Consider the following 16,178-nt stretch of genomic DNA (forward strand, 5'->3'; position numbering starts at 1 on the left):
TTTATCTTATCAAAACTTTGTTCTTATTCATATGTTTGTGAATAGGAAAAATAGCAAATATTATTTGAATGTTTGCTATTTCTTTCTTTCCTTATTCAATTTTGTTATTGCTTTAGTTTTTTGATATATTCCTGAAACCAATAAAAACTATCTTTCTTATATCGTTTATTACTCCCAGTTCCGTTGTTATTCAAATCTACATAAATATACCCATATCTTTTTTCCATTTCTCCTGTACTATCACTAACCAGATCAATTGGCCCCCAAGATGTATAGGCTAAAATATCTATTCCATCATTTGCTGCCTCAATGACTGCATCAATATGCTCTTTCAAATAGTTAATTCGATTTATATCATGAATTTTCCCATCTATAAATTGATCATAGTTACCGTACCCATTTTCTGCTATCATAATAGGTTTTTGATAAATCTGCCAGTATTCATTTAACGCATATCGTAATCCAGTAGGATCAATTGCCCAATTCCAAGGAGTAGTCTTTAGATAAGGATTTTGTTTCCTATTACCACTTTCATCATAAGTATGAGTGAAGTAATAACTAATTGCTAAGAAATCGGCTGTGTTATATTTTAAGAGAGATTTTTCTTCCTCTGTAACTTTGATATCAATATTGTTATCTTTAAAATATCTATAAATATATTTTGGGTAAATACCTCGAAGCAAAACATCTAAAAAGAAATAATTCCTTAGTTGATTTAATTGTGCAGCTTTAAAAACGGTTTTTGGATTACATGAATCGGCATATTGTAAATCACTAACATTCATAACTCCAATTTTGTTATTTGTGTTTATCTGATGTGCTAGTTTTGTTACTTTTGCACTTGCTATAAATTGATTATGTATTGCTTGGTATCGTGCTTGTTGCCAATTATCATGTTCTCCTTTTACTAAGCCTAAACTTGCAAAATCACCATGACTAACACCATCTTCTTCAAAAATTTCAATCATATTAATTTGGTTGAAAGGAATCCAGTAGTGTACTTTGTTGTTATACCTTTTAAATAAAATTTCAGCATAACTAACAAAGAAATCAATAAGTTTTTGATCAGTCCACCCTTTATAATTAAGAACTAGATTTATTGGCATTTCATAATGTGATATTGTAACAATTGGTTCCATTCCATTAGTTATGATTTCGTCTATTAAACTATCATAAAAATTTAATCCTTCCTCATTAGGCTCTTCGTCATCTCCATTTGGAAAAATTCTAGTCCATGCAATTGAAAATCTGAAACACGTAAATCCCATTTCTTTTAATAATGCAATATCTTGCTTATATGTATGATAGAAATCTATAGCTTTACGTCTTGGAAAATAAGATGATGTATCCTTCATCAATTTTATAATTTCTGCTTTTGTATGTCCCATTCCATAAAATCTAGATGTATCAATTTCTTTGGGTTTTGGTTTTATATCCGCAATACTTATTCCTTTTCCACCTAAATTATATGCTCCTTCTGTTTGGTTTGCAGCAATTGCACCACCCCATAGTATTTTATCTTTTGCCATAGTTGATCCTTTCTGTTGAATTCTTATATCTTTTTGTATTATATAGATTTTATCGAATATCTGCGTAACACTATTTGTAACATGTAGTTTAAGAAGTGTGATTTTGAGTTAAGGATACATAAAAGCCAGGAGCTCTATTTAAGATCCTGGCTTATAACACTTCTTGATTCGAATATGATACAACTTATTTATATTTATTTTGTAGGTTTTTAACTATTTCAACTAAAAGCTTAATGGTATTTTGAATATCTTCTTTCGTTGTTTCTGGATTAATAGAACAAACCCGCAAAACCGTTTTTCCATTGAGTGAGGTTGTTAGAATACCTACATACCCACTATCAAGAATTGCTTTGGATATTGCTTTATTAAACTCATCAACTTGTTGCTTATTAGCATTTACAGGAACATATCGGAAATTTAAAATTGCCAGATGAGCAGATGAAATGATTTCCCAATTATCATATGTTTTTAACTCATTTTCCATATATTCAACCAGTTGTATACTGTGTTCAATTCCTTCACTGATGTTATCAATACCTAATGTTTGCAAAGTTAACCATAGCTTTAAACTTCTTGCAGGACGTGTTAGTTCTGGACCAAAGTCCCAGTAGTTGATTTGTTCATTATTTGTTTGCGCATCTTTCAAATATTCTGGATGGGTTGAAAACATACTAATCAAATGATTCTTTTCTCTTATAAGTATTGTGCTGCAGCTATATGTCTGCAGTAGCCATTTATGAGCATCCCAACTAATACTGTCTGAACGTGATATTCCATCTAATAGATGTCTATATTTATCTGATACCAAAACTGTTGCACCATATGCTCCATCTACATGAAACCATAATCCATACTTATCACAAATATCTGCTATTGAATGTAAAGGGTCAACACTACCTGTATTGGTTGTTCCTGAAGTTGCAATGACTGCAAAGGGAATGAAACCCTTTGCCTTATCCTCACAAATGATTGTTTCAAGTGAATCAACATCTAATTGATAGTTTTCATTTGTAGGAACTTTACGTATCTGATCTTCTCGAAATCCTATTATCTTTAAACCTTTCGCAACTGATGAATGTGTCTGATCAGATACATAAGCAATACCTTTCGGATACTCATCCTCGGCAAGTTTAACATTTCTAGCGGTTGTTAAAGCGGTAAGGTTTGCCATAGAACCACCAGAAACGAAAAGCCCACCAGAGGTATCAGGATAGCCTGCTAGTTTACACATCCACTCGATTATTTTGCTTTCAATACAGCTGGCACTTGGACTTTGTAGCCAACTTCCTCCATGAGGGTTAAAAGCACTTGTCATTATTTCTCCAGCCCAAGACAGTAAAGAAACTGGACTAGGAATAAAAGCAAAGCACCTTGGATGTTGCATATATGCCTGATTACTATAAACTAAATTTTGCATTTCCTGCATTACTTCATTTATATCTCTACTTTCTGAAGCAAATGGTATTTCTTTTAATTTTGATATTTTATCGTTATTCATATCTGGAAAGACTTTTTTGGAGTCAATGTTATTTTGAAAATTATTGTAGTAATTAACAAAATTTAAGATACTTTCAAATATTAATTCATTATTCATCAATGTTAGCTCCTTTTTTATTATTGAAGTTACTTCATTTGTAGTTTATCATTAAAGTGTAGATTAGTTAAATTCATAGATTTTATGATATTCATTAAAATTAATAATAAGAGGTGAATGATGGAAATAAGAAATATTAAATCATTTCTAAAAGTTACAGAATTACAGAGTTTTACGAAAGCTGCACAGCAATTAGGATATTCTCAATCTGCTATAACTGTGCAAATAAAACAACTGGAAAATGAGTTAGGTGTACAGTTATTTGAACGAATTGGAAAGCAAATAAAGCTAACAAACTATGGTCATAACTTTTTTCAACAAGCCATGGTTATTCTTAGAGATATTGAAATGGCGAAAGAAGTAGTGCATATGAATGAACAACCTGTAGGTACATTACATATTGGAGTAATAGATTCTTTATCTACAAGTGTATTGCCTAATATCCTTATTAATTACCAAAAACAGTATCCATTGGTAAAAACAACAATTAAAACTGGAGTAAACGCGGAAATGTTCGATTTGGTAAAAAGAAATGAAATTGACTTAATATACTTTTTAGATAAAAAACTATATTATCCTGAATGGATTAAAGTAGTTGAAAGAGCAGAACCAATTGTGTTTGTTACATCTACTGAACATACTTTTGCTAAGAATAAGAGTATAACATTAGATATGATTTTAAATGAATCACTTATTCTAACAGAGCGTGGACTTAGTTATCGATATGATCTGGAGCAATACCTTGCTTCTAAAGGAAAGGAACTCAAACCAGTCTTGGAAATAGGAAATACAGATATAATTATTAAACTGCTTCTTGATAACTTGGGGATTTCTTTTTTACCTTATTATGTAGTACATGATTTAGTGAAACAGAGGAAACTAAAGATTTTGGAAGTTAAGGAAATTAAAGTAGAAATGTGGAGCCAACTTGTTTATCACAAAAATAAGTTATTAACACCTCAAATGAAATCATTCATCGAAACTCTAAAAGAAAGTATTTAATATTATATATTACTGTTTATAACTAAAATAACTGCACTTAATAGTGCAGTTATTAGTTTGATAGACTTCTAATCTTATAATAAGCCAAAATGTTCACACGCTTTGTAGATACCGTCATTATCAACCGTATCTGTTATATGAGTAGCAATTGCTTTTAAATCATTTACTGCATTTCCCATAGCAACTGAATGAGAAACAGCACCAAACATTTCTAAATCATTTTCTTCATCGCCAAAAACAATTGCCTCAGTTTTATCAAAATTGAAGATTTCTAAGACCTTTTCAATACCTGTTGCTTTTGACACTTCTTTTGGAATAATATTTATGATAATAGGTCCCACCATTTTTGCTTTTAACTCTTTAGAAGAAAGGCTAATTTTATTTTTAACATCTTCTCCTAAAACTGCAATTTCATATGTTTCATATTGTTTGATTTTATCAATATCATATCCAATCGCTTCTTCTTTTGTTTTAAGTCTTTTTCTCATGTTATCTGACACTTTAATAACAACATTACCTTCAGTAGTTTCTAACATAATTGCAATGTCTTCGATATCAATAATATCATCTAATACACTTGTTATTTGATCTAAAGTAAGAATCCTTTTAAAAACCTCTTCTCCCTCATGTGTTACACTTAAACCATTTGCTGATATGTAACTGTCCATTTCTAATATCTCTACAATATCTGCAATTGATTTCTTACCTCTTCCTGTTGCAATCATTGGGATTATACCATTTTCTTTTAGTTTCTTAATTGCAAGTTTAGTTGATGCGGGAATTCTATCATCAATACTTTTAGTCATATCAGTATTACTGGCCAATGTGCCATCAATATCAAAAAATGCTATTTTTATTTGTGATTTCATTTTATTTGTCCCTCTCTATAATTATCTTTTAAACGGAAATGATATGCTATATTACTATTATTTTACGTTTATAAGTTTGACTAGTCAAGAAACTACGACAATAACAAATCCTTGACTCTTCCTTTAGGTAAGCGTTTATAATATTACTATGAGAAATAAGTGAGGGAGACTATATAATGAGTAATTTAATTAAAATTAGGGATGTATCAAGTAAGTATGACATAACAGCACGTACATTACGATATTATGAGGATATGGGACTATTGAATAGTACAAGAAGTGAAGATGTAGCATATAGAATGTATGATGAAACTGCAATTAGACGTCTAGAACAAATTCTTATCTTACGTAAACTAAATATTAGTATAAAAGATATTCAACGCATTTTCAAAGCTTCTGGTTCAGATGTAGTGTTAGATGTGTTAGGGAAAAAGGTAGAAAATATTGATGAAGAAGTATCTCTTCTACATGAACTGAAAAATATTGTATTGGACTTTATAAGAGAAATAGAAAGTGTAAATTTTACGGATAATGCAGATATAAAGCAATTGTATGATAAAGCGAAAGAGATAGAGACTCAGTTTGTAAGTGTTGATTATATTGGCAAACCTTCTAAAGTGAATCGATTACTAGAAATAACAGAGAAATTGGATAAGAAAGTACCAGATGTAATGGTAGTTAGAGTACCTGCATTTAAAGCTATATCGTCTGGTGATCAGACATGGATGGATATATTTAAAAAAGGTGGTTATATGTTTCAGTTATGGCAATATTATCCTTTATATAAACAAGTGATGTTTGATTGTGTTGATTTTATATTACCTAAAAATGATAAAGCAGAGATGATCTGTGCGCTTAAGGATGATACCACAATTGAAGACATCAGTCCTTTATCAATAACTGATTTTCCAGGTGGATTATATGCGATGGCAGTGAGTATTGATGAAGATGATGAAAGTATTCAAAAAGTGCATGATAAGATTAACAGATGGATAGAAAATACGAATTTTGAATTAGATGATAGTAGAGATTTCATGTTTAATATGCCTTTCTTAGATGAAGAAAATAATTTCAATAATGATATTGAAAAAGGATTGGGATATAAACAAATGCAACGCTATGTACCAATAAAGTTAAAGGAAGAATAGTATTGCTTCCTATGGTATGATAAATGTAGAGAATTATTTACGAGGTGAACGATGCGAAAGACATTAACAGAGTTAGCTGAATACTTACAAACGATTTTGGTTCCTGAAACGGACGAAAAGTATTCGATTCATTCAGATTATCAAAGTATCTTTGATGAAGAAACATTAAGAAAAGGTATTTGTGGATATAGAACTTTTTTGAATCATCTCTTTAAAGAACTATCACTCTGTGGAGATATGTATGACAGTCATAAAAAGGTTGCACATGAATATGAGAATCGTACGACACTTTCAGGATACTATCCGTTTCTTCACGCTATAAATAATCTATTGATTAGAATAGGTTATTATGGTGTACTCGATAAAAGTAATTCATATTTAATTTGCGAAAGTAATATATTTAATGAGAAAATACCTGTTTCGAAAACAATGGAATGCTTACATTTCTTAAATGATTGTGGCATAGAGTTTGTTGGTATTGATTTAGATGAAAAGAAACCTAACTTATCAGAGATAGAAACTATAAAAGTTTCATATTCTGATAATCCAGTTATGTTAATTGGAATGAAAGTGATGGCAATCGCAGAAGTTGACCACAGAACCCTTATAAATCAGGATGTATTTTTACGATGTGACTATAGTGTATTAAAAAGTAATGAGACAGATGTGATTACAATCATAAGAAACACAATAAGAACATTACCAGTCGATATTCAAAACTTTGTATTACAACTGCATCAACGTTATTTGGATAAAGGAATGAAATGTGTTGTAGAGATAAAGGGATTTCATGTATATGTTAAATATATGTATAAAAGAAAAGAACTATGGGGAATAAATGCATCCCTCAACAATGGTTTTCATATAAATGTGAAAACCCAAAAGATGGATCAGTATGATGATGTTATTGAAACATTCCCTCCATTTCTAAGGAAGATAATTAAGGAAGGGTATGGATGTGGAAGAAAGATAGAAGCAATTGGTCATTGCAATGGAGGTTGTAGAGGGATGACAATACCATTAGATTCTACTGTGTTAAATATGAGTAATGGTATAAAGAAGTGGTTTGACGCAGAACTAGAATATTTATAATGTAGAATAGTAAACTGAAGTCTTTTTGATAGTGAAGATTTCAGTTTTTTATTGTTTCATTAAAGCGCATATTTCTCTTTCAATTTTCTTGCATTTAATCTTTTGAGGACTATAATATCCTATGAACAGAAAGTTATGAAAGGAGTGGTGTCGTATGAGTTTATTGATGCCAAGTAAAGAAGAAATGGAAGTTTATGTTGCAAACATTGGAATAATGCCTAAACATAACTATCTTATTGTTTATCGTAAAATGAAGGATTCTACAAAGTCTTTTCTTAAACACTTTGCTAGATCAGCAAGTGTTATTACTAGGGGTAATGAAAAACCATATTACCTTATAGTTACTAAAAATGAGTTAATATTACAGGAAATGAAAAAGCATAGTGAGATGATAAAATTCCTAAGAGAGGACTTAAAGGAATTTATGGTTAGTGATGGAGAAGGGGAAACGAAAGTAATTGAATTTAATTATAGCGGAGAGACTTACTCTTTTATTGCTCATAAGGATTCAATTGATCGAGTGCGATATGTTGCAGATAATCTGCAATACTTAGATCAGCATCACTGGTTGGAAGAAATTGAACTATAAAAAAAAGTACTACTTTTTATTGAGTAGTACTTTTTTTATAGTTTATTGATAGTATTTGAACTCGGAAAATAATTTTTTAGTATCATTTACATCTTTTTGTATTTCCTCTAGATTGTCTAGAGCAAGTTTAATAAAAATACTATCAACGATTAACATTTGTAGAATTAGAGAAGTTTGTGAAGCTAATCGTAGATTATTTTCAATATTCGTAGTTAATAATGTTACGGTTGAATGCTTGTTTGTAATTTCGTTTCCATATTGAGTAATAATAATTGATTTCGCATTTTTTTCATTTGCTATTTGAAGACAGTGATGAGCATGTACAGATTTACCAAGTGTTGAGAATACAATTAACAAATCATCTTCAGTAATATTTGTAATGCTTTCTAGAGATAAGTGAAAATCCTGATAAAAAATAGTTGGTATATTTAAACGCATGAACTTAATTTGTAGATCTGTAGCAATAACGCTACTTGCACCAACAGCAACAATATAAATATTTTTTTTATTTTCATGAGCAGTTCGAATTAAATCAATTGCTTTATCGAAGTCATCATTGTTTAATGTTTCGCAAGTATTCTTTATTGATTGAATTGTTGTTTCAGAGACTTTTTGAAATATTGCTAATGAAGAATCATATTGTGATATATCATCAATTGAATTAACTTCCATATTAGGTGTAAGGCTTTTAGCTAATTCAATTTTAAAGTCTGAATATCCTTTTAATCCTAATTCTCTACATAATCTAACAACTGTGGGTTCACTGACTTCACAGTCTTTTGCCAGTTCTTTAATTGACATAGATAAAATATTTTCTCTGTATAATAATATATAATTTGCTACCTTTGCTTCTGCATTTGTTAAATGTGGTAGTAATGCTTCTAATTTTATTAATAGGCTGTTCATAAAAATAATCCTCCTAATTAGCATAATATAGTTAAAAGTACAACTTGTCAATATCTATTTGTAGTAAAACTACAATTATTATTAAAACTATTGTAATTTAACTACACATGATGTATAATCCACGTATAAGAATTCTTATGTAACGATATTAAATTGAATTTTATTTCATGGTTTTTTATTATGCAGTCTGACACAATCTAGTGTTAATCATGCATTATAAGTAAATAAAATTATAGGTATTTAGACTTAGAAACTTTAATTTAATTAGGAGGATAAGATGTCAAACAAGAAACTAAATGTAGCAGTGGTAGGAGCTGGAATATATGGAGTTAATCATATCCATGCATATTTAGATAATGAGCATGCAAATTTATTGGCAGTTTGCGATTTTAATGAAGAGATTCGAAAAAGAGTAGAAAAAGAGTTTGGAGTGAAAACATATAGTAGTGTAGATGAAATGCTAGAAAAAGAAAATCTAGATGCTATTTCAGTGGCTACTCCAGATGCATTTCATTTAGATCCAACGATTGCTGCAATAAAAAAAGGTTTACATGTATTAGTAGAAAAACCACTTGCAACTACAGTGGAGGATGCTAAAAAAATTGTAGAAGCTGCTAAAGAATACAATGTACGAGTTGCTGTAGATTACCATAAGCGATGGGATCCAGCAGCAATAAATGTTAGAAATGAATTAAGAAAAGCAGATACTGGGAAAATAATTCGTGGATATATGAGTATGGATGATGTTATTGATGTACCAACAAAATGGTTTAGCTGGTCAGATAAATCATCACCAGTTCATTTTTTGGGAACTCATTGTTTTGATCAAATTAGATGGTACACTGGGTGTGAAGTGAAAAGTGTTTATGCAGTCGGTTGTAAACGCTTATTGAAGTCAAAAGGAATTGATACTTATGACTCAATCCAAACTTTAGTAGAGATGGAAGATGATAGTTATTGGACTGTTGAAAACTCGTGGGTATTTCCATCAGGGTTCCCTAAAAACAATGGTGGAAGAACTGAGATACTATGTGATAACACGTTGTTCCGTCTTGATTCTCAAAACAGAGGATCTGAGATTTTCACAAATGAAAAAGGAAAAACACCAAATTCTTATTTCATAATTGAAAATAATGGAAGACCATATGGATTTGGTATTCAACCAATTAATGATTTCGTATCATGTATATTAAATGATTTACCATTCATTGCAGATGCAAATGATGGATTACAGGCTGAGTTGATTGCGGATGCAGTACATAGAAGCCTAGAAATAGGAAAACCAGTAGTTATAGAAAAATAAAGATTTTAGAGGGTGAATAGAATTGACCAGAGAGGATAATAAAATGTTGAAATTGAAATATGGAGTTGTGAGCACTGCATCTATTGTGCCAAGGTTTATAAATGCATTAAATGAAAGTGGAACAGGGGAAGTGATTGCAATAGCTTCACGTACCTTAGAAAAAGCAGAAGAGAAAGCAAGAGAATGGAACATAGCGAAAAGTTATGGAAGCTATAATGAAATGTTTAGTGATGAAGAGATTGATGTTATTTATGTAGCAACAATTAACAGTGAACACTATACTTATGCATTGGCAGCGCTGCAGCATGGAAAGCATGTTGTATGTGAAAAACCATTTACGTTAAAAAAATCAGAAGCAGAACATCTGTTTAAGGTGGCGAAGGAAAACAATCTCTTTATTGTTGAAGCTCAAAAAGTAGTTTTCTTACCAGTAATGAAAGATATTAAAAATATTATTGTATCTGGTAAACTTGGAAAAATTCATTTAATTGATATGACTAGTTCTTCAGGAAGTGGATATAATCGATGGCTTCATTCACTAGAAAATGGTGGAGGCTCGCTTTATGGAAATGCTAGTTATGGAATTCATTTATTACGATACTTATTTGATTGTGATTATGATGACTATATGGCATTTTGTACAAAGGGTTCTTCTTCAATTGATGAGCAATGTGTTTTAAACTTGAGACTAAAGAACGATATTTTAGCAGTTAGTAAAATTTCAACAAATATTGATGCAATAAATAAAGCTTATATTTATGGGGAGAATGGGTATATTGAAATTGAGAATTATTGGAAGGCAAGAAGTGCAATTGTTCATTACAATGACAAAGAGCCTGAAGTTATCAATTATCCATGTGAATATGAATTAGTTTATGAAGTTTCACATTTTAATGAATGTATTCTTAGTGGTCAATTACAAAGTCCAATTATGAATGAAAATATGACAGTTCATAGTGTTGAAATGTTGGAAAATATTCAAAATAGTTGGAAAAAATAAGTTTCTAAGGTCTTTTGGGGAACAAAATATTACAAATCGTTCATTATACACATAGAAATGAATACGGGAGGAAGTAATGCCGAATATTGTATTAGTAAGAATAGATAATCGTCTGATTCATGGACAAGTTGCTACGCAATGGTGTGGAGTAGTGAATGCAAATTTACTGCTAGTTGCGAATGATGCAGTTGCTCATGATGATTTCAGACAAGGTTTATTAGATATGGCAGCACCTGCGTATGCACAGACTCGTTATTTCACCATTCAAAAAACAATTGAGATTATCAACAAAGCAAGCGAAACTCAAAGAATTGCTTTGATTGTAGAGACACCAATTGATGCTTTGAAATTAGTTGAAGGAGGAGTGCCAATAAAGAAAATAAATATTGGTAACATGCATATGGCAGAAGGAAAACGTCAAGTTGCAACATCGGTTGCGGTAGATGATGCAGATCTTGATGCATTTCGAAAAATGCAAGAATTGGGTATTGAACTAGAAATAAAAAGAGTACCTGATATTGCTTCAGAAGATATCAATAAGTTATTTAAATAATAAAAAGTTATAATCGGAAGAAATTATTAATGGAGGTAATTATGGCTGATTTTAATATTATAGAAGTCTTGTTGCTTGCAGTAGTGACATTTATACTAGCAATTGATCAGTTCTCATTTACAGAATTGCTTTATAGACCAATCGTGGCATGTACACTCATTGGATTGGTTTTAGGTGATGCAAATATAGGGCTTGTAGTAGGGGGAACATACGAATTAATAATGATTGGTAATATGCCAATTGGAGGAGCACAACCACCGAATGCAGTTATCGGAGGTGTTATGGCAGTTATATTCGCAGTGAAGTCAGGAATCGCAGTAAACGCAGCAATTGGGTTGGCAATTCCATTCTCACTGTTTGGACAATATGCAGTTACATTAACATTTACACTGATGTCAGGACTTATGGTAAAAGCGGATAAAGCAGCTGCAGAAGCTGACCCAGATGGAATTGTGAAGATTAATCTTCTGTCAATGGCAATCTTAGGAGGATTATTTGTAGTGATTGCGTTATTAGGTTACTTTGGTGGAGCAGCATTTGGTACAAAACTTACGGAACTATCTGAAGACTTTGGATGGTTAATGGGAGGATTAGATGCAGCTGGAGGAATGATGCGTTATGTAGGATTTGCTACATTGATGAAAATAATGATTTCAAGCAGATTATGGGGATTCTATTTTATGGGATTCGTTATGGCTGTTATCTTGGGACAACTACCAGCATTGGGAGGTTCAAAGTTATTACTGATTGCAGTAATAGCAGTAGGAATTGCAATCTATGATTTCCAAAGTAAAATATCACAAAAGCAAGCAGTTGCAGAAAGTGGAGGTGACGCAAATGGAATCTAAAGAAATGTTACAATATAATGATTTAACACCTGCACAACCACTTGATCAAAAAACTTTAAATAAGATGGCGATTCGATCAATGTTTCTTCAGGCATCTTTCAACTATGAAAGATTTCAAGCAGCAGGTTGGTTATATAGTATTCTTCCAGGATTGGAAAAAATTCATACAAACAAAGAAGATTTAGCTGCATCAATGACACATAATATGGAGTTCTTAAATGTTATGCCATTTCTACCTACGTTGTTAATGGGAATTGTATTGTCAATGGAACAGCAAAAAGCTGACATTAATACAATTCGTTCTGTAAGAGTTGCAACAATGGGACCACTAGCAGGAATTGGCGATTCACTTATCTGGTTTACATTGGTTCCAATTACAGCAGCTATTACTGCTAACATGGCAATCAATGGATCATTCTTAGGACCAATTCTGTTCTTTGTAATCATGTTTACAATTCAAATGGTAATGCGTTTTGGTTTGATGAACTGGTCTTATTCAATTGGTGAAAAGGCAGTTACAACATTAACTAAGAGTGGAAAAGAATTTACAAATTCTGCATCGATTCTTGGAATTATAATTGTAGGTGCACTTACGGCAAGCTTTGGTGGTACATCAATGAAAGTTGTTATTGAAAATGGAGATTCTCCAGTTGATTTTCAAGCAATTTTAGATAATATCTTACCAGGATTTATTCCTTTAGTTTTAACACTAATGTGTTTCTGGTTAATTAAAAAGAAAAACTTCAGTGCAGTAAAATGTATTGGGTTACTATTAGTATTAGGAATTGTAGGAGCAGTCTTTGGAATATGGTCTGGAGATTATGCACCACTTGTTAGTTGGTATTAAATATTATAAAAGCTTTACTCTCATTTGAAAGTAAAGCTTTTTCTACAATTTATTTATTAATTTGTGATAGATAACAAGCATATCTTTTTCTCTTACTACATTATCTAAGTTATCTACATTTATCCATTTAACTCCTGATGTTTCATCTTCATTTACGATTAGTTGTTCCTTTTCATCTACTATAAATAAGTAGGTAAGATTCAGATGTAAATGAGCTGGTACCCAAGAGCCTCGTTTTATGTGTTGAAATACTGGTGCAATCTCAAGTGAGAAGATTTCTGGAAAAGCCTCAATATAGTTTTTAATTCCACTTTCTTCTTCCAACTCTTTTTTAGCTACTTCAAAACAGTTTGGATTACCATCATTATGACCACCCATCCAACTCCATGACTGATAGATGTTGTGATAAATCATTAACACTTTAGTTTTATCTTGATTCATTACCCAACATGAAGAAGTGATATGATATAGTAATTGTTTTCTTAATAAGATATCAGGATCATCCAGTAGTGATAGAATCGTTTTTTTATCCAGTTCTTCTAATTCATCGGTTGGTTGATAAGATAAGATATCTTGTTTTAACTGATTAATTCCACTTGTCATAGTGCCTCTCCTTGTTTGTGCATATGTATCCATTATATAAGATATAGAGCTTTTATTCTACCATGTAAACAAAAAGATTCACTCCTTAAACAGAAATGAATCTCCTTTTTATTATTTAACTATTTTTTAAGCGATTCTAAATTTGGTAATGGAGGAAGTGGACTGTTTTCTTGAAGAATCCATGCAATTAATCCTTTAGGAAGTGCAAGTGAATCAAGAATTTCAGGAGATACTTGAGTTGTAATCTCATTACTTCTTCCTTCTTTTATTTTTGCAGCAAAGTGAGGTTCAATAAGTGAAGCTCTACCAATTGCAACTAGGTCACCATGATCAAGTGCTTTGTTGGCATCTTCTTCGCTAAAGATACCAGATACAATAATTACTGCTGCTCTATTATTTACTAATTCTTTAAAGATTTGACCAAATGATTTATCACTGTTTGCAGGTTTTTCATCATAACTAGCAAATACTGAGATATGAACATAATCCAATCCTTCATCAACAATCTTTTCAATTAATTGTTTTGATTCACTAACATCATATCCTACATTATCACCATGAATTTCTTCTGGGCAGAAACGATATCCAACAATGAAATCATCTTTTGCATACTCTTTCACAACACGTTTTACTTCTTTTAAAATTTCTAGAGAGAAACGCATACGATTTTCTAAAGAGCCTCCCCACTGGTCTGTTCTGTGATTTGAGAATTTAGAGAAGAATTGTTGAAGCAGATAGTGATTTGCACCATGTATTTCTACTCCATCAAAACCAGCATCAATTGCTCTTTTTGCAGCCTCTCCAAACGATGTAATAATTCGTTTGATTTCCTCTTCAGTTAATTCACGAGGTATATATGGTAAGAATGAGAATTCAATTGCACTTGGTGCCACAACTTCATGAAATAAGTTGTATCCACCAACAGCTTCTCTACCACCATGGTATAACTGCATTATTGCTTTATTTCCTTTTTCTTTCATTGTAGCAGCTAGTTTTGTAAGTCCAGCAACTTCTTCATCTTTAGAGGCACCTATCTGATTATCAAAACCTCTACCGCCATCTTCTACTGCAACAGCACCTGTGATAATCATTGCAGCTACATCACTACGTATTCTAAAGTAGTTTAAATCTTCATCTGTCACTTGTCCACCCTTCGTTGAACCTTGAGCAACCATTGGAGCCATTACAATACGATTATCCAAGACAGCACCACTATTAAACGTATATCCATCTTTAACATTTGACATATTATGTCCTCCTTTTACTTAACTTCATGGTATACCTCAATGGTAGGGATGTAAAGAAATTAACTCATAAATTGATAGCAATAAAAAACCTGAAGTTCCTATGAGAATCTCAGGTTAAATATAGTTTATATAGTTTTTTTCTATTTCAATATTCTTTTCATAATCAGGAATACCGTTTTTAATAATGTTTATGTTTTCATCAATGTGTTCATCCATGTTGAATGTATGGCCTAGCCAGATATAATCAAATGGAGAATAAAAGCTAAGAAAATCAGACTTTCTGAGAATGGAATCTAACTCTTTGCATCCATAATACTTTATTATTTTATCTACAAAGTTTTGATTAAAACCTTCTTCTTGCGTATGTAATAAACATATAAAATCAATATCTTGGTCATAAATTGCAATATCTCCAAAATCGACGATACCACAAATTTCATTAGTTTCTATATCAAAAAATACATTGCTTGCACCAAAGTCAGTATAGACCAAACTTTTTGTATAGGTAAATTCACAATTTAATATTTTTTCATACATAGTGTCAATCTGATTTCTTACAAATTCATTTAATTTAGGATATGCAGCTTCTTTAACTGCTTCATATTCTTTTCTGCATTTCTCTTTCTTATCAACTTCTAAGCCTTCAATAGGTGTTTGTAGTTTAATACCATGCAATGATTTAAAGAATGCAGCTAATTCTTTCGCAAGTCGCTCTTTTACTTCTTCATCTAAGGTATTAAATATTTCTGGTGTTATTTCTGTTCCTTCTATTTTTTCATAACCTACAAATTTCATCGTATTTTCTTTTTCACAGGTAAATATGATAGCTGGAACTTTAATTGGTAACTGATCTCTGATTTCGAGAAGTACCTTTGCTTCTTTGTATAAATTTCTAGCTGCTAATTCATGTTTTGGAAATTTGAATACATACTCATTATTTATTAGATAGGCATCACTGTCATATCCTGATCCTAGTGATGTAATAGATGTAATTATATAATCTGGATATTGAGAAGTTATTAGTTTTTTAATTTCTATTTTATTCATA

The 16,178-nt window shown here is 31.2% G+C and carries 16 protein-coding genes; 9 read left to right on the top strand and 7 right to left on the bottom strand.

Translation table 11 applies throughout. The features are described 5' to 3' along the window. Positions 1-104 precede the first annotated feature (104 nt). Positions 105-1,529 carry a glycoside hydrolase family 1 protein gene (locus tag J2S15_RS10760; RefSeq protein ID WP_307408144.1) on the bottom strand — a complete coding sequence of 475 codons (1,425 nt, stop codon included), beginning with the start codon at positions 1,527-1,529 and terminating at the stop codon, positions 105-107. A gap of 184 nt (positions 1,530-1,713) precedes the next feature. Next, a complete protein-coding gene (locus J2S15_RS10765) occupies positions 1,714-3,123 on the bottom strand; it encodes a pyridoxal phosphate-dependent decarboxylase family protein (RefSeq protein WP_307408145.1) in 1,410 nt (469 codons plus the stop codon). A 120-nt stretch (positions 3,124-3,243) separates the two neighbouring features. Here J2S15_RS10765 and J2S15_RS10770 point away from each other — a divergent pair, with 120 nt between their 5' ends. Continuing rightward, the gene (locus tag J2S15_RS10770) at positions 3,244-4,125 is read left to right on the top strand and encodes a LysR family transcriptional regulator (protein ID WP_307408146.1); all 882 of its coding nucleotides are present in this window, start codon (positions 3,244-3,246) and stop codon (positions 4,123-4,125) included. Positions 4,126-4,199: 74 nt separating this feature from the next. Here the strand turns inward: J2S15_RS10770 and J2S15_RS10775 are convergent, their stop codons facing one another. Next, the gene (locus tag J2S15_RS10775) at positions 4,200-4,994 is read right to left on the bottom strand and encodes a Cof-type HAD-IIB family hydrolase (protein ID WP_307408147.1); all 795 of its coding nucleotides are present in this window, start codon (positions 4,992-4,994) and stop codon (positions 4,200-4,202) included. Between the two features lie 176 nt (positions 4,995-5,170). Between J2S15_RS10775 and J2S15_RS10780 the strand changes: the two genes are divergently transcribed. The 3 genes from J2S15_RS10780 to J2S15_RS10790 all read left to right on the top strand — a co-directional run bounded on the left by J2S15_RS10780 (position 5,171) and on the right by J2S15_RS10790 (position 7,823). After that, the gene (locus tag J2S15_RS10780; protein ID WP_307408148.1) at positions 5,171-6,142 is read left to right on the top strand and encodes a MerR family transcriptional regulator; all 972 of its coding nucleotides are present in this window, start codon (positions 5,171-5,173) and stop codon (positions 6,140-6,142) included. A 51-nt stretch (positions 6,143-6,193) separates the two neighbouring features. Beyond that, positions 6,194-7,234 carry a hypothetical protein gene (locus tag J2S15_RS10785; protein WP_307408149.1) on the top strand — a complete coding sequence of 347 codons (1,041 nt, stop codon included), beginning with the start codon at positions 6,194-6,196 and terminating at the stop codon, positions 7,232-7,234. Between the two features lie 154 nt (positions 7,235-7,388). Next, positions 7,389-7,823, top strand: coding sequence for a hypothetical protein (locus tag J2S15_RS10790; protein ID WP_307408150.1), 435 nt, complete (start codon positions 7,389-7,391; stop codon positions 7,821-7,823). A gap of 42 nt (positions 7,824-7,865) precedes the next feature. Here J2S15_RS10790 and J2S15_RS10795 read toward each other — a convergent pair whose 3' ends face one another. After that, complete coding sequence (locus J2S15_RS10795; protein ID WP_307408151.1) at positions 7,866-8,729, bottom strand: MurR/RpiR family transcriptional regulator; 864 nt, start codon at positions 8,727-8,729, stop codon at positions 7,866-7,868. 277 nt (positions 8,730-9,006) lie between these two features. Between J2S15_RS10795 and J2S15_RS10800 the strand changes: the two genes are divergently transcribed. The 5 genes from J2S15_RS10800 to J2S15_RS10820 all read left to right on the top strand — a co-directional run bounded on the left by J2S15_RS10800 (position 9,007) and on the right by J2S15_RS10820 (position 13,280). After that, positions 9,007-10,032, top strand: coding sequence for a Gfo/Idh/MocA family protein (locus J2S15_RS10800; protein ID WP_307408152.1), 1,026 nt, complete (start codon positions 9,007-9,009; stop codon positions 10,030-10,032). Between the two features lie 43 nt (positions 10,033-10,075). After that, positions 10,076-11,032 carry a Gfo/Idh/MocA family protein gene (locus tag J2S15_RS10805; RefSeq protein ID WP_307408154.1) on the top strand — a complete coding sequence of 319 codons (957 nt, stop codon included), beginning with the start codon at positions 10,076-10,078 and terminating at the stop codon, positions 11,030-11,032. Between the two features lie 76 nt (positions 11,033-11,108). Beyond that, the gene (gene agaV, locus J2S15_RS10810; protein ID WP_307408156.1) at positions 11,109-11,585 is read left to right on the top strand and encodes a PTS N-acetylgalactosamine transporter subunit IIB; all 477 of its coding nucleotides are present in this window, start codon (positions 11,109-11,111) and stop codon (positions 11,583-11,585) included. A 41-nt stretch (positions 11,586-11,626) separates the two neighbouring features. Next, positions 11,627-12,433: a PTS mannose/fructose/sorbose/N-acetylgalactosamine transporter subunit IIC gene (locus J2S15_RS10815; RefSeq protein ID WP_307408158.1), complete on the top strand. Its 807-nt coding sequence runs from the start codon at positions 11,627-11,629 to the stop codon at positions 12,431-12,433. Continuing rightward, positions 12,423-13,280, top strand: coding sequence for a PTS system mannose/fructose/sorbose family transporter subunit IID (locus J2S15_RS10820; protein ID WP_307408160.1), 858 nt, complete (start codon positions 12,423-12,425; stop codon positions 13,278-13,280). The genes J2S15_RS10815 and J2S15_RS10820 overlap by 11 nt, the downstream gene beginning before the upstream one ends. A gap of 42 nt (positions 13,281-13,322) precedes the next feature. Here the strand turns inward: J2S15_RS10820 and J2S15_RS10825 are convergent, their stop codons facing one another. The 3 genes from J2S15_RS10825 to J2S15_RS10835 form a co-directional block, all read right to left on the bottom strand. Next, positions 13,323-13,883 (bottom strand): NUDIX hydrolase, encoded by a 561-nt coding sequence (locus J2S15_RS10825; protein ID WP_307408162.1) that lies wholly within the window; start codon positions 13,881-13,883, stop codon positions 13,323-13,325. Between the two features lie 119 nt (positions 13,884-14,002). After that, entirely contained in the window at positions 14,003-15,130 is a 1,128-nt protein-coding gene (locus J2S15_RS10830; protein WP_307408164.1) for an NADH-dependent flavin oxidoreductase, read from the bottom strand. A gap of 114 nt (positions 15,131-15,244) precedes the next feature. Continuing rightward, positions 15,245-16,177 carry a phosphotransferase family protein gene (locus J2S15_RS10835; protein WP_307408166.1) on the bottom strand — a complete coding sequence of 311 codons (933 nt, stop codon included), beginning with the start codon at positions 16,175-16,177 and terminating at the stop codon, positions 15,245-15,247. Position 16,178 lies beyond the last annotated feature (1 nt).

The sequence above is a fragment of the Breznakia pachnodae genome (assembly GCF_030814225.1).
GTDB classification, from domain to species: Bacteria; Bacillota_I; Bacilli_A; order Erysipelotrichales; family Erysipelotrichaceae; genus Breznakia; species Breznakia pachnodae.